Below are 23,328 nucleotides of genomic sequence, written 5' to 3' on the forward strand. Positions count from 1 at the left end.
ACAAAGTAAGGTTGGCTAAACCTGAACTAAACGCCTGTGGACAAGTTGCGTGCCGACACCCTTGGTAGAAACAGGAAGTAGACAGCGTTGTCCAATTATATCCGGCAATGTATAAGTTCTACGTAGCAGAATTCTCCACATCTCCCCATTTCCCATTCCTCATTCCCCATTCCCCAGCCAAGGAGAAACCGTGCTGCTATCTAAAGGCTTTGAAGTTGAAATGTATACCGGGACGCCACAAGGAGATATTGTTGGCCTCTCAGACAAGATTGTGGCAAACCTGGACGGATTTGTCACAGAGCCAGATAGCCGCAATGTGGAATACACTACCGCTCCTTTGTATTCCTACGATCGGCTGTTGTGTGCCTTAGTGCGTCCTCGCCAGCGACTGCGGGCGTATTTAAAACGCTTGGGCGACTACACTCTCATTCCGGGAAGTACCCTATCTTTAGGACCGAGCGATCGCTTTTGGCGTTCCGATCCCAACAACCCTTACCACACCTACATCGAAAACACTTACGGCACTAACGTCGTTACTGCCAGCATCCACATCAATATCGGCATCAGCAATCCAGAATTACTGATGCGGGCCATTCGCCTCATCCGCGTGGAAGCACCCCTCTACCTCGCCTTAAGTGCCTCTTCTCCTTTTCTCGACGGTAAGGCGACCGGCTATCATTCCACCCGCTGGGGGCTTTTCCCCAAAACTCCAGCCTATGTGCCCCTCTTTGAAAGCCACGCTCACTTTATTCAGTGGACAGAAGCTCAACTAGCTGCCGGGACAATGCAGAATGTCCGCCATCTCTGGTCATCTGTCCGACCGAATGGCAATCGGCGTCCCTACGATCTCAACAGGCTGGAATTGCGAATTTGCGATTTAATCGTCGATCCGATCGCTCTGCTGGCAGTCACAGCATTGTTAGAGGCGCGTCTCCAACAAATGATGGCCGATCCCAGCCTCGATCCCCTAGAAAAAAGTCAATTATCCTCAGACGATCTGACCTCCCTTACCGATGCTAACGAAGCTGCTGCTGCACGGGATAGTCTAAATGCCTCCCTCAGACATTGGCACGATGGCAGAGAGATATTGGCACGAGATTGGATAATGGAACTTTACCAGCAAGTTTTACCTGTTGCCAGAGAACAAGGCTTCAGTTGTTTTCTCTCTCCCCTGACCAAAATTCTCCGCGAAGGTAATACAGCAACTCAGTGGATCGAACTACACCGAGAAGGTATGGATGTTCGCCGCGTTATCTCTGGAGCTATCCAAGCAATGCTTTTCCAAGAAGGAGAGTTGGAAGATAAGCTTTGCCAGGAGATTTTAGTAGCTTAAGCTACCCCAGTTTCTGTTTCGCTCATTCTGATGCTCCTGTCGGGCATCAGAATATTTAATCGATTCTATTTTAGAGAAACATATAAAAAATATATATAATAAACCTCTGCCTTCGGGTAGATTTTATCCAAGCGAGGTTGTTTACTTGATGTCTGATTCCGACTATTTTTAAGCCTCATGCCGTATGTTGTCTTAATTAACCCACAAATACCCCCCAATACCGGTAATATTGCCCGAACCTGCGCTGCCACGGCCACAGAATTGCATTTGGTAGGGCCGCTGGGCTTTGAAATTACCGATCGATATCTTAAACGAGCAGGTTTGGATTACTGGCCATACGTGAAGTTGCACTATCACCAAAGCCTCGAAGATTTTCAAACCTTTCACAGCCAACGCGGGGGAAGATGGATTGGATTCAGCACTTCCGGAAGGTGCAGCTATGTTAGCTTCCCATTTGAAAATAATGACTGGCTTTTGTTTGGCAGCGAAACCACAGGATTATCGCCGCACGTACTGAAGGCTTGTGCGGAAACTGTCTGCATACCGATGGCGTCACCCGGTGTGCGGAGCTTGAATCTTTCCGTTAGTGTCGCAGTTGGGCTGTTTGAAGCTCGTCGGCAACTCGGACAATTGGGATAAATTTTATACCTGCTTATTTCTAGTTCCGAAAGGCGATCGATACTATATCTGCATATGAGTGTATGAATATGCCGCCGATCCGGATCGGGCTGAGGACTGCCTGACTATAGGTGTAGTCAAAAAAACCCACGCAATTCCACATCGAAGTTCCCAAATCATGCACTATCCACAGAAAAGATTTAGTTTGGCTAAGATAAGAAATTTCTATCGTTATCCCCCTTGTCAGGGCCTGCTCAATTGATAGATTTTATTCATTTTAAAAAGGCCGCTTCTCACCTAGCCAAAAAAATGTAGTAAGTTGTTGCAGAACTCCTATTCGCTTTTGAGTACCTACAGTGATGCCCTACAGCAAATCTGGAAACCTACTCAATTCTACGGTTGTAGTTTGATAGGGATTAGGTTTAGATCTGTGTTAAAACCAACACTGTATACGTATTTCAGAGGGTGTGCTACAAAAGTCACAACACAGAAAAGTTGGTTGTCTGTATTGTCTTTTCAGGCAAAATCTTGTTTGTTATTGATGGTGTGTCTTCACTACAACAGGGCAAATGTCTGCGGTACTATGGTGCCTCAGTTGGTGCAGGAGTATCCCGGCACTTTCACAACAGAGCCAAACTCCATGCCCTGTCACAGTCTCGTAAAGGTAGCCCTGGCAGGTGAAATATGCTAGGCAAAATTTATTAAGTCTTGTAAACTTGTCTAAATTCAAAAACCAGGGTAACCTTGCCTAAGTATGTTTACCGCAAGTGATCCAGATCGGTTCAAAGAAGTGATCCGAATCATTGATAGGTAAACTTAGACGGCATCCATCAGGGACAGTTAAACGCTAGTGATCGTAGGAGGTCGTTTTTTGAAACGAGCATTGACGCAAAAGGTTAATCCAATCCCTGCCTGTGAGGTAGACAATTCTGCAATGGTGGGACATCTAAAGCCCATTCCACCAGAGGTTAACCGTCGGGCTCGCACCTCTGCTGCCATGATTGGCTTGGCTATCTCAATGGGTGCGTCTAGCCTGTTAATTCCACAGCAGGGCGATAGCGCAATGGCCACCGAACCTGGGGCGGGCAACAGCGCTTTATCAACACTTCCCTCAGTGCAGGGAGAGGCAGGAGCAGTCACCGCTTTAGAAGCGAAATCGGCACCGGAAACAGCCGAAGCGGCTCAGCAACTACCCCTGCTACAGTCCCATAAAGCACAAGAATGGCAACCGACTGGCGTAGAAACCAGTGCCGCTAGAGAGTCCGAGCCGATTCAAAAGGTTACGTTCAACCAGTCTGAAAACACTAACCGGGTGGAGCCAGACAACACAGCCACAAACGATCGTCCCGGCTCCACCGCAACAGCGAAAAGTACTTCGCACGATGGCATCAGTAACGACATCAAGGTAGGCGATATCGTTACCTCCCAGTCCGAATCCTACAACGTCGGACAAAATCAATCCAGACAATCTGCGGCACCAGAAGCATCTGGCGCTATGGCAGGCGAATCGGCTACAGCTGCTGCCGATGATGTCAACAACCTTTTAAGGGCAAAACAAGCAGTGGCTCTCAATCGTCTGAGAGAGTCATCGAACCGTTTGAGAGCCAGTTTGGCGGAGTGGAAGTCTGAGGAGTTAGAAAATACATCCGCTCAAGTTTCTGAGCCTGCTGCACCAGCTGTAGTTGCGGAGCATTTGAAACCTGTAGTCGAACAAGCCCCTGCTTCTGTAGAAGTGCCTAATTGGCAACCCAAGTTGGCAGCGGTTGAGCCAGCAGTAACAAAAGCATCGCCCGTTGATACAGCTGCGGAACCAGCGCCAGAAGTCTGGGAAGCAAGTGTAGTATCCCAGCCAGCTGTATCCGCACCGACAATGGTTTACCAGGTTAAACCAGGGGACACCATCGGTACGATCGCCCGCAATTATGGCATGAGTGTATCCGCTCTAGCTAAAGCCAACGATTTAGACAATCCCAACCACATTCAGGTTGCACAGCTAATCTCCATTCCGCAATCTCAGTCGAGCGCAGTAACAGCTCCTGTGCCAGCGGCAAATCCCTTTGAGTCTGAGCCCGTTTCTCCCAATTTTGCCGCTCGCAATCGGTCAAGTGCTTCCTCAAAAGCTAAAGTACCGATCGTTACCGCTTTGACACCCGTTACTGCGGTAGATAATATCTCAGCTCCTACAGTACCCCCAGCAAATTGGACTCCCAGCGCCCCTGTCGCCTCAGCATCAGCTAGCTCTGGCACAGACGCTGTACCGCCTGGGTACAAAGGTCTTAAATACGAAGTTCCAGAACATATATCTAGAACAAAGCAGACATCTGAGGTTCCTGTTGGCAAGAACTTCCAGTTAAACACACCTTCAGGTGAACCTTCCCTATTTGCCGAGAACGAGCCGAACCAGGGGCTGCAAGCCAGTTCAAATCAGCAAAATAACCCCTACGTCGAGCGCTTGCGGGCTGAAATATTGCAACTTCGGGAGCAATACAAACATCAGCAAGGGAGCGATACGCTGCAACGCATGACATCAATGCGTCGGCCTTATCCAACACCAAATCCGACACCTGCGTTCGCACCGTCTTCTCCCACTCCCGAACCGCGCCCTTCCTCGACATATTCTCCCAGTCCTGTCAAACCGGAGTTGAGCCGGAATCAGAATAACGAGCCTTTACAGACACAAATCCAAAGACCTGCAAGACAGCCATCTCAACAGGCTCCTATTCAGATTCCAGTACCCGAAGCAGGGGCAGTTCCAGCTAAAAGACAGCAGCAACTGGTTGCTACCGCTCCGCTGGGGCCGGAAGTATATCAACCCTACAATCAACCGGCACCGAGAATGGTGGCTCCTGAGTTACCTCCCCTTCAAGGCCCGGATAACTATCTACCTGATGGCGTAAACCCCAACTTTAACGGGTACAACTGGCCTACTAGAGGCGTCCTGACGTCAGGGTTCGGTCGCCGCTGGGGACGGATGCACAAGGGGATTGACATTGCAGCTCCTACCGGAACGCCTATTGTGGCTTCTGCTCCTGGGGTTGTGGTCTACGCACGCTGGAATTCTGGTGGCTATGGCAATTTGGTAGACATCAGACACTCTGATGGCAGTCTGACCCGTTACGGTCATAACAGCCGCATTTTTGTCCAAGAAGGGCAAGTGGTTGAGCAAGGTCAACAGATCGCCGCTATGGGTAGCACAGGCTACAGCACAGGCCCTCACTGTCACTTTGAGATCCATCCACCAGGACAGGGTGCTGTTAACCCAATGGCTTTCCTACCCCGTCGTTAGTTTTTTAGCGATCGCATCAGCCATAATCGGGGAGTCAAACGACTCCCCACTTTTTTTGCAGAAGGGCTAGTAATTTTTGAGAAGTTTATGTTATATTAATAAAGGTCTAGAAACACATGGCTCAGTAGCTCAGTTGGTTAGAGCGCGGGACTCATAAGCCTGAAGTCGTTGGTTCAAATCCGACCTGAGCCATTTACAGAAGTTTTCAGTTTAACAAAACCGCGAAATTCCCCATCCCTCTTAGTGGTGGGGATGGATAGCGGGGAAAAATTAGGGGGTCGCTAGCCAAATCTGGCTGGAAAGCCAATACTAATGGTAAGAATGGTAGTGTCGCTCTCAATGATTTAGGCATCACGCTTAAAATGCGTGGTAAAGCTAAACAGTGGGGGAATCCTACTACTTTAACCATTGTGTACAAACCAATGTCTAAGCTCTACCAATTCGACTGGAAAGCGTAAGCATACTGGTTCGATGCGGCAACTTGGGCAGATGAAACGTCAAAAATCTTGTCGTAATTCGGATGGGATTTTAGAAACCCCGTCCGTCACTTGCGGCGGGGTAGTTCATACTGATTGAAATTCTGTCCGCCCTTAAGGGGCGGATACTGAATCACTTTCAGTCATGCCAGTGGCGCATAATTTCCGCAACTGACCAAGCTTGTGCAAAGGCTCCTTGGGCAGAATGGGGAATATCGCCGTCAAAAATTTCCGAAATCGAACCCAAACAAGCCTCGTTTTGAAAGTGTTGCTGTAGAAGTTGCCAATCGAAGGGTAGTGGCGCATCGGGATAAAAGCGTTTCCAAGCTCTAACAAAAGGCCCAATCAGCCAACTCCAAACCGTACCCTGATGGTAGGCGCGATCGCGGTGAATGCAATCGCCACCATAACGCCCAATATAATCTGGATCGGAGGGATCGAGACTGCGTAAACCGTAAGGAGTTAAAAGACGATCGCGTGCCACCCGCAACACCTGACGAGCTCGCTCCTCCGCAAACCCGCAATGATGTAGAGACAGGGCTAAAACAGCATTCGGGCGAATCTGGGGATTGGGGCGGGAATCCGGCTCGATCGTATCGTAAAAATAGCCGGTTTCCGGATTCCAAAACTGTTTGAGCGATACCTTAACCTGTTCTGCTTGCAGGGTGTAGCGTTCCGCTTGTTTGAGAAAGCTTTCCCGCTTGTCTTGCTTTTCCCTTGCCAAACGATTGGCCCACTCGGTCGCCCAACACAAAGCCGAGTACCATAGGGCATTGATTTCGATCGGTTTGCCCCGCCGAGGTGTGATGGGTTGACCGTCAATCACCACATCCATCCAGGTAAGGGCGACACCAACAGCATCCCAAGCAAGCAACCCATCAGTAGCATCGACTTGAATGTTGTAAATAGTACCGCCACAGAAAGCTTTGTATATCTGTCGCACCACAGCATATTGCTCAACCAAAAAATCCCAATCCTGTGTTGCTTCTAAGTAAAGTCCCAGTATTTCTATCCACCAAAGGGCAGCATCGATACTGTTATAAAATGGCTCAGAGCCAGCATCAGGGAAAGTATTGGGAATTAAGCCCGATTTACAGTAACGACCGAAGGTTTGCAGCAATCCTTTTGCCAAATCAAAGCGTTGAGTTGTCAGCGCCAGTCCTGGTAAAGCAATCAGCGTATCCCGTCCCCAATCGTTAAACCACGGATAACCTGCAATTACAGTCGGGCCCGCAATTGAAGCTCGGTAGGCAATAAATCGATCGCCTGCTTTTAGTAGCTGATGCCAAATATCGTCCGTATCGGGCATTGGGGATTGACAATTGAGAAATTTTTCCCTTCTCACCCTCTCCCACTCTCCTACTCTCTCCTCTTGAGCCTGCACAGCTTGCTCAAACTCCAAAGCACTAAGTCGATCGGCCCCAGGATCGGGCCATCCCACTTTTGCTTCCAGGATGAGGACTGCTCCCGGTTGTATAGTAACTGTTAAGTAACCTGGGTTATAGAGGTCTTCGCGTCCGCCCAAACCCCGCCGCGTCTCTTCCGGATAGCTATAATTCCAGTACCAGACGCCCTCCGGTTGATAGTCTCCGTCGCTCCAGCGCAAATGCCAAGGCGTTCCCACCCAATCGAGCTTACTCGCTTGCAGAGTGACTTGCTGCTGAATCACTAACTGAGAAAAATATAATCCCGGTTCGCCTAATTGCTGGTGGTGAAAGTCCCGATCGCCAATTAGCGGTCGCAACCTCAAAATGGCTGCCCATGAGCCTTCATAACGATACTGTATCAAAGTGCGGTTGCAAAACTGAGGATTGGATGTTTTCCCACTCTCCCCTGAAGATAACAATCCATAAGGCATCACTAACTGACGGGTCAGCTGCCAGTTCTTCCCACTCCATATCCATGTGGGTACGGGGTCGATCGCAAAAGAACGCAGGTGCTGGTATCCCAAAGGCGCGATCGTACCATCTCCCCAAAAATTCGTTCCCAGCTGCCAAACTTGCCCTCCTACTTCCACTGTCGCCTCTATGTGAGACAGCAATAAGGTGCGCCGACTGGGTGGATCGAGAGATGCTATTAACCAACCGTGATAAGTGCGGGTACGGGCATCGCTAACCGTACCGCTGGCAAAACTGCCTAAACCATTTGTCAGCAGCCATTCTCGCGTATCCAAATTGTCCATTGCTACTCAAAATCGTTATGAGTATGATATAGTTGTAACAGTTCGTAAAAGTGACTTCTAGAGCGGCCTTAAATATTGCCAGCCTTTGAAGTCGCGACCTAAGCGATCGGTCGTTGCGCCTGTCGGTAAGCCTCTAACTACCTTACCTGCTATTGTGTACGACTCAAAGCATAACTATCTAGTAGTAAGGAGAATCCGTTCATGCCCTTAACTTACGCAGCCGAAGGATGCCTTCGGGTTGGTCAGCCTGCTCCCGATTTTACTGCAACGGCTGTGGTCGATCAGGAATTCAAGACGATTAAACTGTCTGACTATCGCGGTAAGTACGTAGTTTTATTCTTCTATCCGCTCGACTTTACCTTTGTTTGCCCAACTGAGATCACAGCCTTTAGCGATCGCTACGAAGAATTCAAGTCAATCAACACCGAAATCCTTGGCGTTTCTGTGGACAGCGAATTTTCCCACTTAGCTTGGATTCAAACCGATCGTAAGTCCGGTGGTGTTGGCGACCTGAACTATCCCTTGGTTTCCGATATCAAAAAAGAAATTAGCGCTGCTTACAACGTTCTCGATCCGGAAGCTGGAGTAGCTTTGCGCGGTTTGTTTATCATCGACAAAGAAGGCGTTATTCAGCACGCCACCATCAACAACTTGTCGTTTGGTCGCAGCGTTGAAGAAACCCTGAGAACCTTAAAGGCTATTCAATACGTCCAATCTCACCCAGATGAAGTCTGTCCCGCTGGTTGGCAACCGGGTGACAAGACAATGACTCCCGACCCAGTTAAATCCAAGGTCTATTTTGCCGCCGCTGTTTAAATTTAGGCAAAGGACTTTTTTGTAGATTGTAAACCCCAACAGGATGGCAATAACTTCAAAGCTAGTAATGTTGGGGTTGAAATTTGTGTAAAATTGTTTACAATCGCTGAATTTCTGGTTGAATTATGCTAACTTCCACAGACTTTAGCGGCTTGTTAAACGAGCGCTTCTTCCGCAATTTCTTACCTATACCTGCCAGTAATGGGATAAATTTGGGAGAAACAACCCCAGGATTCGATTTGCCCGATATCACCCACAAACGTCCTGTCAGTTTATCTGATTATAAAAGAAAGCAACCTGTTGTAATTGCTTTTACGCGAATATTTACGGAAAAACAATACTGCCCTCTGTGCTATCCCCACATTAAAGCACTCAACGAAAACTACGAGCAGTTTACCAGCAGAGGTGCTGAAGTTTTGATGATTACAAGTACAGACAGAGAGCAGAGCGAAATAGTTGTGCAAGACTTGGGTTTGAAAATGCCTTTGCTCAGCGACTCTAGTTGCTCTGTTTTTCGCGCCTATCAAGTTGGTCAAGCGCTAGGTGCGCCTCTACCAGCGCAGTTTATTATAGATAAGCAAGGAAAACTTATCTATAAGCATCTGTTTTCTTTCCTTTCCCCCAACGCCTCTGTTGAAAAGTTGCTCAAGATATGGGATTAATTGTTAACAGCAGTTGTTAGGCATCAAGCACCTGGATCTCGAAGTCTGTAGCTGATATTATCGGATTTTCAGTTAGCCAAGCAAACGGATTTACGTTAATATCTCCTGTCCGCAAGCCTTCTAAATTCCCATTTTCGTTATAAAATAAATTGCCTGTGGCAATGCTATAAACAATTAGTCCGCTGCTTGTGGCTGCTTCTACATCGCTACCGACTACCGCAAACTCTTCTGGGTTGCTAAAACCAATACCGGGAATGCTGGTAAGATTCAAAAACATACTCTTGTCCAGAACAATTTTGTCTTCCCCAGGGGTGAAGTCAGTGATGGTATCGATGCCAAGCTCAACCACAATAGAAGGAGCGCCTGTGGCATATAAAAATCGATCGTAACCGGAACCGCCTGTTAAGATATCATTGCCTGCTTGACCGTAAATAAGATCGTCGTCTGCATCCCCAGAGAGTATATCGTCTCCATCGCCTCCATCTAAATAGTCAAAACCATTCCCACCATAAATACTGTCGTTACCAGCTTCGCCAAATAGGTAGTTGTTACCATATCCTCCGTCTATAAAGTCATCATTGTTGCCACCGAAGATAATATCGTCGCCGTTTTCACCATAAAGATAGTCGTTGCTGTCTCCTCCCTCTAGCCAGTCATTACCATTACCTCCATAAACCGTATCGCTGTCAGTTTCCCCATAAATATTGTCGTCGCCATCTTGTCCGTAGAGAAGGTCGTTGCCGCTTCCACCAAAAATACTGTCGTTGCTATCCCCACCGTAAACGATGTCATCATCCAAATTCAGTAGATCGAGCAAATTCTCTATCAGAAAAGCGATCGAGTTTTTATTCCCTGTTTCCGAGTAATCAGTCATGCGATTTCCTCTGGCTCAAATTCCTCTGTAAAATTACGTAGACAATTCTTTTCAATTAAATCCTAATGAAGATTTTATAAAGTTATGGTAAACTTCTTATAAAGAATTCATGAAGTAAGGAAAAAATTTATTTTATTAAGGCAACCAGCCATTTATTTTACGGAAATTTACGTAGAAATACAGCTGATTTTACGGAAATATGATAAAGTTTTAACGAAAAGCTTAATAATTCCTGACATAGGCGAAAATTTCCGCCCCGGTGTGCTTGATACTGAGAAGAGCGGAGGCAGAAAGTAAACGAAGCTCTACTTTGGGAAGTTCCCAGAGGAGATCGCTTTCTATAAAACTGTAGAGACGTTGCAGGCAACGTCTCTACAACACTAATAGTATGAGTGGCTAATTACTGCCTATCCTACCTACATAGGTGTGGTAGAAAATGGGTTGTAAGTGACAAGCCCAGCACCAGCCCCAGCAATGTGGTTAACTCCTGTGCCGCCCACAATCGGCCCGGTGTTAGAATCCCACCAGTTATTGGTAGCATCGAGCGTGCCGCTACCGCCGTGGTAGAGAGCAGCATTCGCGTTGCCGATTAAATTGTTGTCATTGATAGCCACAGTAGCGGGGACACTTGTTCCATTTGCGATCGCCACACCGTTGAAAGAGTTAGTAATCGTGTTGCTGAGTACATCCACCGTTCCCAGATTTAGGCCGGGAACAAGGCCAGAACTCCGCAAGCGGATACCACCCCGGTCAGCAGCGCTGCTGGTGTTGGCATTGGTGATATCGTTGTTGTCGATCGTGGCGTTACCACCCGCCAACTGAATACCCTGCTGAGCAATATTGCTAATCGTGTTATGGTTAATTATCCCCATACCAGTAATCGCATCGGCAGCTACACCCGGGCCGGTAAGGTTAGCGATCTGATTGTCGGTAATTGTCACCGTGTCAAACCTGAATGCCTGAACGCCACTGGTAACGCTGCCGGGAGCAGTAGTAACATCGCGAATTAAGTTGTCGATGACGCTTGCTGATGAACCAGCTGCACCGTTGGCATCAAGATAGACAATGCTGGTATTAGTTCCCCCAGGCCCAAAAAATTCATTTTGACGAACAACGATATTGCTACCAGCACTTTGCAGTCGTATCGCGTTTTCACTATTCGTCTGAATCCGCAACCCTTCAATAGTAACGTTACTGAGGCCACCAGCAAGCGTGAAAACAGCTTGGGAAGCAGGCCCACTAACAACAGATGGGGCATTTAGGGAACCGGAGGTGGGACTGATACCTGCGTTTGCTCCGCGTATGGTTAATGGCTTGTCGATCGTTACAGTGCCCGGTTCCGTGTAAGTACCTGATTGTGCGACTAAGATGTCGTTAGCAGCAGACCCAGCAACAGCAGTAGTAAAGTTATTGAAACTACCCAGTAACGTTCCACTAGAGTTATAACGAAGGATGGAGCCAGCCCCGTTGGGAACGATCAATGGATTACTCTCTGCAATCCTGACTGTGCTTGAGTCTGCCGAACCGACCTGATAAGCGATATCTTCAGCTACAGTTACAACTACCGATTCTGTCGCTTCGTTAATGCTATCGGTCAAGGGGGTAATGGTGACAGGAGCAGAGACTGCACTACCAGCAGCGATCGTCACAGTTCCAGTTAACGGTGTATAGTCAGAGCCAGCAGTAGCTGTACCTGTGGTCGTATAGCGGATAGTGAGGGGTTGGGTGATATCGCCACCAGTGCGTGCGAACTGGAATGCACCGTTTCCATCTGGATGACCGGGTTCCCCAGCGACGGGATCGAGAGCGGCAACAAAAACGACTGGTTTGATTAGCGGTACATCATTATCCAAAATAGTCAGGGTAGCAGTATTCTGGGTTCCGATTGTGGCACCGCCAGTGGGGTTGGACAAGCTTAAATTGACTGTCTCGTCCGGTTCCACAAGAGTGTCGTCAACAATGGGGATGGTGACAATCTTGGATGCGGTGTCCCCATTTGCCCAATTGACTACGATCGGGTTATTGGCATAATCAGCCGGAGCAACAGCAGTGCCGTCAGCGAGGTTAACTGTAGCTGAGACTGCTCCCGCACTACCTCCAGTGCGATTGAGCGTCACAGCTAATACAGGCGTGCCATCTTCGCCAACGACGTATTGCGGGTTACTGAATTGAATTGTGCCGGGAGTGTCATTGTCTATCACAGTCAAGGTAGCCGTACCCTGCGTCCCAATTGTGGCACCACCAGTGGGGTTAGTCAGGGTTAAATTAATAGTCTCGTTGCCTTCTACCAGAGTGTCGTCAACAACAGGAATAGTGATAGTCTTGGGCGTATTATCCCCAGCAGCAAAATTAACTGTAATAGGACTGTTGGTGTAGTCACCAGGCGCTGTGGCAGTGCCATTGCTCAGATTAACTGTGGCACCAACTGCTGCGGTAGTATCGCCAGTGCGAGTCACCGTCACGGTTACCACAGGCGTACCATCTTCATTGACGCTGAAGACAGGTTGACTGAACTGAAGGCTGGTATCGTTGTCTACAACGTTTAAGGTAGCGGTATTCTGCGTCCCAATCGTGGCACCGTTTGTAGGATTGGTTAAGGTTAAGTTGATAGTTTCTGTCGGTTCGATCAGGGTGTCGTCAGTGATAGGAATCAAGACAGTTTTGGGTGCAGTATCTCCATCCGCAAAATTGACGACGATGGGGGTGCTAGTGTAGTCACCAGGAGCTGTAGCGGTGCCGTTACTGAGGTTAACTGTACCAGATACTGCGCCAAAACTACCGCCCGTGCGAGTAACTGTCACTGCTGCTACAGGCGTGCCGTTTTCGTTAACGGTGAAGACGGGATTGCTAAATTGAAGAGAACCGATCGTTTCTTCTGTTCCGGTATATTTGATTTGTTGAACTAGGTAGTCAGAACTATCGCTGATGTAAGTCCCGGTAGAATCTGTATAGGTGGGTTGGGTAGCGCTTGGGTTAGCATAGGCTTTGGAGGAAAATCGCAGTTCGTCAAAAGCTCCAAATACCTTAAACTTGAAATCTCCATTAGTGCCATCATCGGCGAGGAAAGTGACTCCGTTGGTAGCATTTTGGATGGAGGTCTGAGTACCGCTGACGGTATTCTCATTGACCATCCGAACGCCTGTCACCGACACCGGAGCGCCATTTTTGAAAGCTTGTAAGAAACCGACTTCGGTGCCTGCTCCTTCAGCACTTTTGGGAACGAATAAGCTCAGGTCAATAAAAGCATCTTGAATTGTTTTGTTAGGAGCCCATTTGTAAGTTAGTGTTTCGGATTGTCCGGTGTTGGGGTTATAGTTGATTTCCGCCCGCACTTTGGTTGTGGCAGTCCACCAACCGTAATAAGCATTGGCGACCCCCATGCCGTATTCGTCGCCATAACTTACTGTACTACCGTTGGAAAAATTTAGATTGTTTTGGGCAGTTGTTGTAAGGTAGTCGGTTTGTATACCGTTGAAACTGGTTCCATATATTTGAATGCCTTGATTTTGGGCAGCTGTAAGCCACTCGGCTTTAAAAGCGTTTATGCCTGTCGTGTCATTGGTATACCCAAAGTTACGACCCAATACACCAGTTATCGGATTAGTAGCCATAATTTATCCTTTAATTATTTTAGCGATCGAGCAGATGAAAGCCTGGAATTTAGATCTCTAAATCTTCTTCCTTCGTGTTTGAAGTTGCATCCGGAAAATAATTTCAAAAAATCCGATCTAATCCTGGCTAATTTGGGCGCTAAGTTGAATTTAGAAATAACCAGTATATTTAAGGATTTGGTTTGATTAAATAAACAAATTTATCCGGGCTTTCTCTGATATGGGAATGATTAAAAATTTCAATTAGGGCTTAATCTTAAAGCCTATTGATAAAGATTAGCTAATTTTTACGATCCATCTATGTGAAACTACGGTTCTCAATAAAAACTTAAATTTTTAATCTCAATATTACTGAAAAAGCTGGTAGCACTTCGCCACCAGCTAGCTAAGAGTTGTTAAAAGTCAAAAGAAAGGGCGTCGGGAAGAGGGAGGAATTTTGAATGAGTGACTTTTGACTTTTGACTTTTGGCTCTCCCTCTCCCTTCAGTAGCGAATGCGTGGGTCGATGTAGGCATTGATGATGTCAATCAAAATGCTGGCAGTCACGACGATCGCACCAAAAAATACCATAATTCCTTGTACTGTGGGGTAGTCTCGTTCGGAAATCGCCAGATATAGACGACGCCCCAATCCTTCCCAAGAAAACGTCACCTCAGTTAATACCGCTCCTCCCAGCATTGAGGCAAAAGTAAGTCCCAAAATCGTAATCACTGGAATTAAGGCATTTTTGAGCGCATGAGACCATAAAATGCGCTTTTCCGGAATTCCTCTGGCTCTGGCGGCTTCTACATAATCCGCTTGCAGGGTTTGCTTCAAATTTACCCGTACAATGCGCTCGAAAATACCGCTGATCAAGATACCTAATGTTAAGCAGGGGAGAGCCAAATGGTGCAGGGATGTCAGCAACTGACCGAAGTCGCCGCTCAGGAGGCTATCGATCGTGTATATTCCTGTTATGTTTTCTGGTGAAGGCCCGCGCCCGCTGGGCGGGAACCAGCGCAGCTGCACGGCGAAAATCAATTGCAGAATCATTCCAAACCAAAATAGGGGAATGGCGTAGGTGATAATCCCAAACAAACGTCCGCCGACATCCAAAAAACTGTTGGGATTTGAGGCAGAAATCGCACCAAAGGTAACGCCTACGATGAGTGCGATCGCCATACTGAATGCTGCCAATTCCAACGTCGCTGGGAAATATAGTTGAATTTCTCCCCAAACAGATTGACCGGGAATTGTGAAGGAACTGCCTAAGTCGAAATGCAGTAACGATTCCATATACCGAAAGTACTGCAACCACAAAGGATCTGCTAATCCTAAGCTGCGACGAAATTCCTCTTTGACGCTATCTGGTACGCGACTGCTAAACATTGCATCTACCGGATCGCCTGGAGTTGCTCGTAAGAGCAAAAACACCAAAGTGACGATCGTCCACAGCATCAGGGGAGCTAGTAGCAGACGCGAAATAATGTAATATTGCAGGGCTTTGGAACGAGACATAGCGATTTTAGATTTGAGATTTTAGATTTTAGATTGAATCGAAACTCTAAAATCTAAGCTTTCTTAATTTCCCAGAGGGGTAGTTGCTGAATTGGATCTAGCTGAACGCCTGACAATCCTTTTTTAGCAAAAGCATAGTCTTTACTTTGCCAGAGAGGAATCAGGGGTACATCTTTGGCTAGGAGGTCTTGAATTTCAGCAAAGATTTGTTTGCGCTTTTGCGGGTCTTGTTCGGCGCGTTGTTGTTTAATTAGCTGATTCATGCGATCGCTATAATAAAATGACCCTTGACTTTGACTCGCTCCCTCTTGACAACCTGTTGCTTCTGTGCCTTTAGAACAACTCAATAAAGGCTGAATGTAGTTGTCAGGATCTGTGAAATCCGGATACCAATCTAACAAAGCGCTTTGATAAATTCCTTTGCGAATGTTGGCGAAGAAACTTGCCGATTCAACTGTTTGGGGTTGAATTTGAACTATGCCTTCCAGTTGTTGTTTGGCATATTCGCTCAACAAAGTGGCAACCTGCTGACGAATTGCGGAACCTGAAGAATACCACACTTCTAACTTGAGGGGGTTTTCTTTTGAAAATCCAGCTTTAGTTAAGAGTTCTTTAGCTTTGGTAATATTGCCATCGCCATAAGCTTGTTCAAATGTTGGCTTATAGGCATCGAATGTTTTAGGTATCATGCTATAAGCAGGTTCTCCCTGGTTTTTGAGAACGCGCTGGTTAATCAGTTTGCGGTCTAGCAAAGAAGCGATCGCCTGTCTGACTTCCGGTTTATCCAGAGGTTTCTGTTTGGTATTCAATACCATATAATTCATCACATTACCTTGGGCTTCGATCGCTTGCCATCCGCCTGTTTTCGAGCCATCTTGCAAACCGACAATCTGTTCCGGTTCTAAACTTTGATAGCCAATGTCTACACTACCTGTAGTGATAGAATTATACAAATTCACCGAACTGCTGAGAATCTGAAAATCAATTCCCCGATTCGCTGGTTTTTCACCCCAATACTTATCAAAAACATCGAGGCGGATTGAGTTCGGTGTAAACTGAACCAATTTGTAAGGGCCAGTTCCTACAAATTTCGTAGGAATGAATTTACCATTACCGATTTCGTAAGCTTTTGGCGAGACGGCGCAGACACCGGAGAAAGCTAAAAGTGATGGAAACGGCGCAAAGGCATTCTTTAAGTTAATGGTGAGTTCGTATTCTCCAGTAGCTTTTACAGATGCAACGATATCCGATAAAAGCGATGAAGGTTTGCCACCGTTTTTAATAAAACGTTCTAGAGAAAAAGCCATTGCTTCAGCGTTGAAGGGAGTGCCATCATGAAAAACAACTCCCTGACGCAATGGGATAGTGTAAGTCAAGCCATCTTTGCTGATTTTGGGAAGTGCTGTAGCGAGTTGCGGTACGATTTCGTCAGAGCCTAGTTTGTAAGTGTAAAGACGATCGCCCAAGCTGTAAAGGACGTTGTTAGCGGCGAGTTCGTATGCGTCAGCCGGATCGAGGGTGCGGGGTTTGAGCGTTGTGCCTATTGTAAGGCGATCGCTGCCAGTACCAGTATTGGTCGAAGTATTTGGCCCAGTGGCTGTTGGGCGTTTACCGCAGCTGATAACTAGAAAAAAACACAGACAAAACAGACCGAAAAATTTTGCAAAGGAACGCAATTGTTGGGAGGATACAGGAAACCAGTTCATTAGTACCATTCTTTTCCGAAAAACTCTCAGCCGTCAGCAGTCAGTAGACCTCTGGCAAAAATACTGGCGATTGTAAATAGCGGTTACACGAACGAAAACTGCGTAGGCAAGTTTTGTTTGTATAGCCCCAGACTTAAGTCTGAGGGCGCAGGTGTACTTTTGCAAGAGGGGTATTTAATATAACCAACCAACGACTAAAAAAGGAGTACGTATTGCAGAGTTTGGACTCCGGATAAAAGGCTGTATGCTGACGGCAGAACTGCTGAGAGTGAAATTTAGATGGAATAGTACAGCGGAAACGATTTGGCACCCTTTGGTTTCACGTAAACTCGCTGTTGCGGTTGCAGTTCTAACTCGTTAAACCGTTCTCTGCTCAGATGCGCCGTCACCACCTGACCGTCATCTAATATTAATTCGGCTTGAACTTCCCAACCCAAATTAATCAAGCGAGCGACTCTGGCAGGAGCTGTATTTCCGTTTGGCTCTCGTTGCACTAAGATATCGTGGGGACGTAAAAAGATTTCCGACTGGGTAGATTCCATCCCGCTTTGTTGAAAAATGTGGGATGTACTGGGCAATACATTCACCGGACCGATGAAACTCATCACAAAAGGTGTGGCTGGGTTATCGTAAATCTCGGCTGGTGTGCCTACCTGTTCGATTTTACCTTTATTGGTGATCACGATTTCGTCAGCAACTTCCATTGCTTCTTCTTGGTCGTGGGTAACGAAAACTGTGGTGACGTGAACTTCGTCGTGCAGGCGTCGCAACCAAGCGCGGAGGTCTTTACGGACTTTGGCATCTAAGGCACCAAATGGTTCGTCCAGCAGCAACACTTGAGGTTGGACTGCTAGCGCCCTTGCTAGGGCGACCCGTTGTCTTTGACCGCCGGATAGCTGGGAGGGGTAGCGATTCCCCAGACTGTTCAACTGAATTAGTTCCAGCAGTTCTTGCACCCGCGCCTCGATCTGAGATTTTGGTAGTTTGCGGATTTCCAAACCAAAAGCAATGTTCTGACGCACAGTCATGTGTTTGAACAAAGCGTAGTGCTGAAACACAAATCCTATTTGGCGCTCTTGGACGCTAGTATGGGTGGCATCCTTACCAGTAATCCAGATTCTGCCGCTATCTGGCTTTTCCAGACCTGCAATTAACCGCAGCAAGGTTGACTTACCCGACCCGGATGGGCCCAACAGCGCTACCAGCGTGCCGCTTTTTACCTCCAGGTTAACTCGGTCAACTGCTTGGAAACTACCAAACTGCTTAGATACATTCTCAACAACGATACCCACAGAAAAGAACCTCTCTGACGCGCCATTTTCAACGTTATCTCAGTCAAACCACATTTTGTAAGCCGACATCCTGGGTGACCGATCGCCTTTTGACCCTAAAAATTGCATCTCTATTGAGAGAATCTCCCGTTACCCGATGCAATTTATGTAGTATTATCTCATATAAAGCTTACTCAATACCTAAGATAAGCGGGTTTTTGAATTTCTTGTCAAAAAGATTTACTAGCAATTTTTCCTTCCATTGCTGTAATTGAACTATATCTGATTAGAGATGCTTGTGTAGGATAATCTTGTTTTAAAACTTTAAGGATGACAGGTCGATCGTCCTGTTTTCGGATAGCGCGATAAACGAGCGAATTGGCACTTTCATATATTTGTGTTAAAATATTTTATCCGCTGAAAGTAAGCATACTTAGTCGTTCTCAGAGCGTAGCAAATCGGGCTGGGGAGAAATATTAACTTCTTGATTGAGAATGCCCTGAATATAATAAAAATCTTAAATATTAAATAAATCTAAATATTAAAGTATACAAATCTTCAGATAGGGAGCTTGTAGCTTCCTCTGACAGTATCGGGAATAAGTTTTGACGGTGTTGCGCGGTTTATTGCGGTAACATTATCAAAAACTGCAACTACCGCAAGCACTACCGCAATCCAAACCAGAGCCGCAATCAACAGCACTACAATCAATCCCAGAGGTGCAAAAGCTGCAATCGGGCAGATCGCAGCTAGGTAGATCGCAAGGAACAAGCCCGTCGCAGTTTATCCCTTCAGCCCCACATTCAACGCAACTCCAGCCAGCGTCTGTCAGGCAACGATCTTGTTTGTGGGTATTATTTTCTTTGGTCTGTTCCCGTTTGGCTTCATCCTCTGATTCAGAGTTTTCTATTCTGGCGCTCAGAATCCGATTAGCTTCTTTACAAGCCTGAAATCTTTGCCGGGATGCTTCGATCGCAGCCAATAAACCCTTGTAGGCGATCGTCCGTTTCACGTACTGAGAGCAAGACTCGCCGCCATAGAGCAATCGGTGAGCGCAGGAGAAACCTTTGCGAGGAGAAATGTGTTTCTGATAGCCTGCGATCGAAGCGCAAGCGATCTGTCGGATTCCGGAATCGAGCCAATCAGCGTTCATTTGTGCAATTGGGTGCATCTAACCTAAGATACAAATCGCTCAACCGAAATTCAGATCCTTATAGAGATATTAAGGTGTGTTGCATTTTATTCACATCCATAAGAGTAACGTAGGGGTTTTCAAAACTCCGTGATACCATCTCAGCTTGTAGGTTGATGAGATTGGGAGAAAACCTTTGACGATACGGGTTGCTGTTGTTGGTTCAGGCCCAGCGGGCTCCTCAGCCGCTGAAACGCTCGCCAAAGCTGGAATTGAGACGTATCTGTTCGAGCGCAAGCTAGACAATGCCAAGCCGTGTGGCGGTGCGATACCCCTGTGTATGGTGGGCGAGTTTGACCTGCCTCCACACATCATCGATCGGCAGGTGAGAAAAATGAAAATGATCTCACCTTCAAACGTTGAAGTCGATATCAACATAAACAAACAAGAAGAATATATTGGTATGTGCCGCCGCGAGGTGCTGGATGGCTTCTTGCGCGATCGCGCTGCTTCGTTAGGTGCCAATCTGATTAACGGCACAGTTTATAAACTGGATATTCCCACAAACAACACTGACCCTTATACCATCCACTATGCCGATCACTCGGATGGCAGTGCCGAGGGGACAATGAAAACCCTGAAAGCTGATGTAGTGATTGGGGCAGATGGAGCGAATTCCCGGATTGCCAAAGCCATCGATGCTGGCGATTATAATTATGCGATCGCCTTTCAAGAACGCATTCGCCTCCCCGAAGACAAAATGGCTTACTACGAAGACCTAGCCGAAATGTACGTTGGCAACGATGTTTCCACCGACTTCTACGCTTGGGTTTTCCCCAAATACGACCACGTTGCTGTTGGTACCGGCACCATGAAGGTGAACAAAGCCGACATCAAAAATCTGCAAGCAGGTATCCGCAAACGTGCTGCCAAGAAACTGGCAGGTGGTGAGATTATTAAAGTAGAAGCTCACCCAATTCCAGAACATCCCCGTCCTCGCCGCGTCGTCGGTAGAGTCGCGCTGGTAGGAGATGCCGCAGGTACTGTTACCAAGTCTTCTGGCGAAGGTATTTACTTTGCCGCTAAGTCTGCCAGGATGTGTGCCGAAGCGATCGTCGAATTTTCTAACGGCGGTACTCGCATCCCCACAGAAGCCGATCTCAAAGTTTACTTGAAACGTTGGGATAAGAAATACGGCCTCACTTACAAAGTGCTGGACATCCTGCAAACCGTATTTTATCGCTCCGACGCTACCCGCGAAGCTTTTGTGGAAATGTGCGCTGATAAAGATGTGCAGCGAATGACCTTTGACAGCTACCTATACAAAACAGTTGTGCCAGCAAATCCCTTGATTCAGATGAAAATTACTGCCAAGACGATCGGCAGTCTGCTGCGCGGTAATGCCCTAGCTCCTTAGAAATAGGTAAGTTTGGTGGTGGGAGGCCAAGAAACTGCCAGCTCCGCTAATAGCAGTAGGGTATGCGATCGCGCACCCTACTTTTTTGTTTGCTTATAAGTACAAATTCTACAGTAGCCGTATTTTTTAATACTTTTATCTGTTAACTATATCGCGGTAATTAAGGTTGAATACTTGCTCCTAAATTAAGTACCTTGGGTTTGCAGACTACCAAAAAATAGAATTATGTCCTTACATTCTCACTCATTTAACCCGCTCGTGCGGCAAGTTAAAAATATTGCCACACCACGAGCCAACTTTGGGTTATCAGGTGCAGCTGTCACCGCTGCTGTGCTGGTAAGTTTTGTCAGTCAAGCGCAAGCTATTACCTTCTCAGGCACATCCTCCGGTCAATGGGGAATGCCTGAAAATCCTTCTGCCAGTACGATTATTTCCAGTCAGAATGGCGGTATAAATAATCATCTGTCATGGGGTAGAACCGATAACTGTCCGACCTGTACCCCATTCAACAATTATGTCCAGTACGATGGTATAGGCTTCAACGCTGGTGTAGATAGCCTTTTCAATCTCGGTAATCTCAGCTACCAAAATGGCTCTGTTTACGATCCTTTCGACGGCGACTTTCCTCTGAGCATTACTTTGTCTTTGACAAATCCTGTCAGCAAAAGTACTACTTTTGATTTCTCGTTCAACATCTTCAACTCGCCCAACAACAGCGGCAATCCAGTTATAGATGGAGACAAACTGCGTTTTTCCACGGCTGGAATATCCAGCCAGACGTTCAAGTACGATGGAGTCGATTACACCCTGGAGTTGTCCGGCTTTTCTACAGATGGCGGTCAAACTTTAGTCAGCGAGTTCAACTCCCCAGAAGGAACTGTCGCCTACGCATCCCTGTACGGGAAACTAACTGCTCTGGAATCGAATGAATTGCCTGAATTACCTGAAACGCCTGAACTCCCTGAACTCCCTGAACTCCCTGAATCGCCGCAACAGACAATTCCTGAGCCTGCTGCTTTGGCTGGTTTATCTGTGTTGGGAATTTACTTTGCCATCCGTCGTCGTAGCCGAAACATTTAAATGCTGCAATCTCAGTCTTCCTCATCAAGCAGCTGAGATGGCGCTATTTGCGTATATTTGCGGAAACTACGCTGCTCGTTTAGCAAAATTACTGTTGAGCCAGTATGCAGAAGTTTTCAGTCGATCGGCACATTTGCTGTAGCCTCAAATATTACTGCACCAAATGTCCGATATCTATGAATTACACCTCATAAACCCGGTTTTTTCGAGAAACTGGGTTTCTTTGTCGCTCACTCACCTGAAAAGGGCTGTGTATGCTTAAAAATATATCCTAAAAGTATATATTCCTACTTATTACCTCAGAAATATCAGTTCTTCTGCGTAGTTTTTTGTAAAGATTGCATAAAGCTTAAATCAAGAATCTATGAAGAAAAAGAGTTTCTGCTGTTTGTCAAAAGCCTTTTATGAAATATCGATAAAGATTGAATAAAGAGTTGATAAATACGTAAGTACAAGCTTGGCAATAGTACGTAAATCTACTAATTTTGAGAAGTTACTTCTATTGAATAAGCAAATTATGAAATTGCAATTAGGAAATAGAGTTCAGCTATGTAAGCTTTTTTTGGCGATCGCCGCTGTATTATTAGGTTTAGAAAATCGAGCACAAGCGATAAATTTCGCAGGCACAACTTCTGGTGAATGGGGAGTTCCTCTTACTCCCAGTCCTACATCAGCTATTTCCATTACTAGCCACAATGGCGGTACAAATAACCGCCTCACTTGGGGCATAGCGTCTCCAGACAAATTCCCCAGCTATGTTCAGTTCGACGGTAGAAACTTTAGCACCAGTGCAAACAGCCTTTTCAACCTTGGCACACTCTCTTACGGCAATGGCAGCACATATACTTACTCTAACTTCGATGGTGATTTTCCGCTAACTATAGGATTGTCTCTCACCCTTCCATTCGCTAACGAGGAGACATTTAACTTTTTATTTAATATCCTGAACACACCTAACAACACTGGTAACCCTATTCTCGATGGTGACAGGTTGCGTTTTTCTACCGCTGGGGTATCCAGCCAAATATTTAATTACCAAGGCAACGACTATACCCTTAAACTAATGGGCTTTTCTACAAATGGTGGTAAAACAATCCTGAGCGAGTTCAATTCACCAGAAGGAAGCGTCGCCAAAGCTTCTTTGTACGGTCAGATGATTCCGGCTGAAAAACCGGTTACTGTGCCCGATCCTGCGGGTACAGTTGGTGTGTCCCTACTGGGTATTTACTTTGCTGTACGCCGTCGTAGTTAGGAGGCGGAAGCTGAAGCCACCCCAGCCCTAAAGGGACGGGGGTTCAAAATGCGATGATGCCTCTACTTGGCTCTCCCGAATTGGTACAACATCCAAATTCTTAGCATCGACATTG

Annotated in this window: 16 protein-coding genes, 1 tRNA gene and 1 pseudogene; 11 read left to right on the plus strand and 7 right to left on the minus strand. The window is 46.6% G+C overall.

Features of this window, described 5'->3' with window-relative positions; all coding sequences use genetic code 11:
* Nucleotides 1-190 precede the first annotated feature (190 nt).
* The 5 genes and pseudogenes from gshA to H6G03_RS39905 form a co-directional block, all read left to right on the plus strand.
* A complete protein-coding gene (gshA, locus tag H6G03_RS31500; protein WP_190473848.1) occupies nt 191-1,333 on the plus strand; it encodes a glutamate--cysteine ligase in 1,143 nt (380 codons plus the stop codon).
* 177 nt (nt 1,334-1,510) lie between these two features.
* Nucleotides 1,511-1,972 (plus strand): tRNA (cytidine(34)-2'-O)-methyltransferase, encoded by a 462-nt coding sequence (locus tag H6G03_RS31505; RefSeq protein ID WP_190473850.1) that lies wholly within the window; start codon nt 1,511-1,513, stop codon nt 1,970-1,972.
* 850 nt (nt 1,973-2,822) lie between these two features.
* On the plus strand, nt 2,823-5,237 hold the full coding sequence (locus H6G03_RS31510) for a peptidoglycan DD-metalloendopeptidase family protein (RefSeq protein ID WP_190473851.1): 2,415 nt from the start codon (nt 2,823-2,825) through the stop codon (nt 5,235-5,237).
* Between the two features lie 118 nt (nt 5,238-5,355).
* A tRNA-Met gene (locus tag H6G03_RS31515) sits at nt 5,356-5,429 on the plus strand.
* Between the two features lie 92 nt (nt 5,430-5,521).
* Nucleotides 5,522-5,659: pseudogene (locus H6G03_RS39905) on the plus strand (RNA-guided endonuclease TnpB family protein); the annotation flags it as partial.
* A 193-nt stretch (nt 5,660-5,852) separates the two neighbouring features.
* Here H6G03_RS39905 and H6G03_RS31520 read toward each other — a convergent pair.
* Nucleotides 5,853-7,895, minus strand: a complete 2,043-nt coding sequence (locus H6G03_RS31520) for an amylo-alpha-1,6-glucosidase (protein ID WP_190473853.1) — start codon at nt 7,893-7,895, stop codon at nt 5,853-5,855.
* A gap of 201 nt (nt 7,896-8,096) precedes the next feature.
* Between H6G03_RS31520 and H6G03_RS31525 the strand changes: the two genes are divergently transcribed.
* Entirely contained in the window at nt 8,097-8,711 is a 615-nt protein-coding gene (locus tag H6G03_RS31525; RefSeq protein ID WP_190473856.1) for a peroxiredoxin, read from the plus strand.
* Nucleotides 8,712-8,836: 125 nt separating this feature from the next.
* Nucleotides 8,837-9,373, plus strand: coding sequence for a peroxiredoxin family protein (locus H6G03_RS31530; RefSeq protein WP_190473858.1), 537 nt, complete (start codon nt 8,837-8,839; stop codon nt 9,371-9,373).
* Nucleotides 9,374-9,389: 16 nt separating this feature from the next.
* Here H6G03_RS31530 and H6G03_RS31535 read toward each other — a convergent pair whose 3' ends face one another.
* From H6G03_RS31535 to yidD, 6 genes are all read right to left on the minus strand, one after another.
* On the minus strand, nt 9,390-10,247 hold the full coding sequence (locus tag H6G03_RS31535) for a calcium-binding protein (protein ID WP_190473859.1): 858 nt from the start codon (nt 10,245-10,247) through the stop codon (nt 9,390-9,392).
* A 416-nt stretch (nt 10,248-10,663) separates the two neighbouring features.
* Nucleotides 10,664-13,858 carry a beta strand repeat-containing protein gene (locus tag H6G03_RS31540; protein WP_190473861.1) on the minus strand — a complete coding sequence of 1,065 codons (3,195 nt, stop codon included), beginning with the start codon at nt 13,856-13,858 and terminating at the stop codon, nt 10,664-10,666.
* Nucleotides 13,859-14,341: 483 nt separating this feature from the next.
* On the minus strand, nt 14,342-15,355 hold the full coding sequence (locus H6G03_RS31545; protein ID WP_190473863.1) for an ABC transporter permease: 1,014 nt from the start codon (nt 15,353-15,355) through the stop codon (nt 14,342-14,344).
* Between the two features lie 53 nt (nt 15,356-15,408).
* A complete protein-coding gene (locus tag H6G03_RS31550; protein ID WP_190473865.1) occupies nt 15,409-17,061 on the minus strand; it encodes an ABC transporter substrate-binding protein in 1,653 nt (550 codons plus the stop codon).
* A 275-nt stretch (nt 17,062-17,336) separates the two neighbouring features.
* Nucleotides 17,337-18,353, minus strand: coding sequence for a sulfate/molybdate ABC transporter ATP-binding protein (locus H6G03_RS31555; protein ID WP_190473867.1), 1,017 nt, complete (start codon nt 18,351-18,353; stop codon nt 17,337-17,339).
* A 619-nt stretch (nt 18,354-18,972) separates the two neighbouring features.
* Complete coding sequence (gene yidD, locus H6G03_RS31560) at nt 18,973-19,485, minus strand: membrane protein insertion efficiency factor YidD (protein ID WP_190473868.1); 513 nt, start codon at nt 19,483-19,485, stop codon at nt 18,973-18,975.
* Nucleotides 19,486-19,660: 175 nt separating this feature from the next.
* Between yidD and chlP the strand changes: the two genes are divergently transcribed.
* The 4 genes from chlP to H6G03_RS31580 all read left to right on the plus strand — a co-directional run bounded on the left by chlP (nt 19,661) and on the right by H6G03_RS31580 (nt 23,213).
* On the plus strand, nt 19,661-20,881 hold the full coding sequence (chlP, locus tag H6G03_RS31565; RefSeq protein ID WP_190473870.1) for a geranylgeranyl reductase: 1,221 nt from the start codon (nt 19,661-19,663) through the stop codon (nt 20,879-20,881).
* A 225-nt stretch (nt 20,882-21,106) separates the two neighbouring features.
* Nucleotides 21,107-21,961, plus strand: coding sequence for a choice-of-anchor K domain-containing protein (locus H6G03_RS31570; protein ID WP_190473871.1), 855 nt, complete (start codon nt 21,107-21,109; stop codon nt 21,959-21,961).
* Nucleotides 21,930-22,103 carry a hypothetical protein gene (locus tag H6G03_RS31575; protein ID WP_190473874.1) on the plus strand — a complete coding sequence of 58 codons (174 nt, stop codon included), beginning with the start codon at nt 21,930-21,932 and terminating at the stop codon, nt 22,101-22,103. The genes H6G03_RS31570 and H6G03_RS31575 overlap by 32 nt, the downstream gene beginning before the upstream one ends.
* Nucleotides 22,104-22,478: 375 nt before the next feature.
* On the plus strand, nt 22,479-23,213 hold the full coding sequence (locus tag H6G03_RS31580; RefSeq protein ID WP_190473876.1) for a choice-of-anchor K domain-containing protein: 735 nt from the start codon (nt 22,479-22,481) through the stop codon (nt 23,211-23,213).
* Nucleotides 23,214-23,328 lie beyond the last annotated feature (115 nt).

This window comes from Aerosakkonema funiforme FACHB-1375, assembly GCF_014696265.1.
Classification (GTDB): Bacteria; Cyanobacteriota; Cyanobacteriia; order Cyanobacteriales; family Aerosakkonemataceae; genus Aerosakkonema; species Aerosakkonema funiforme_A.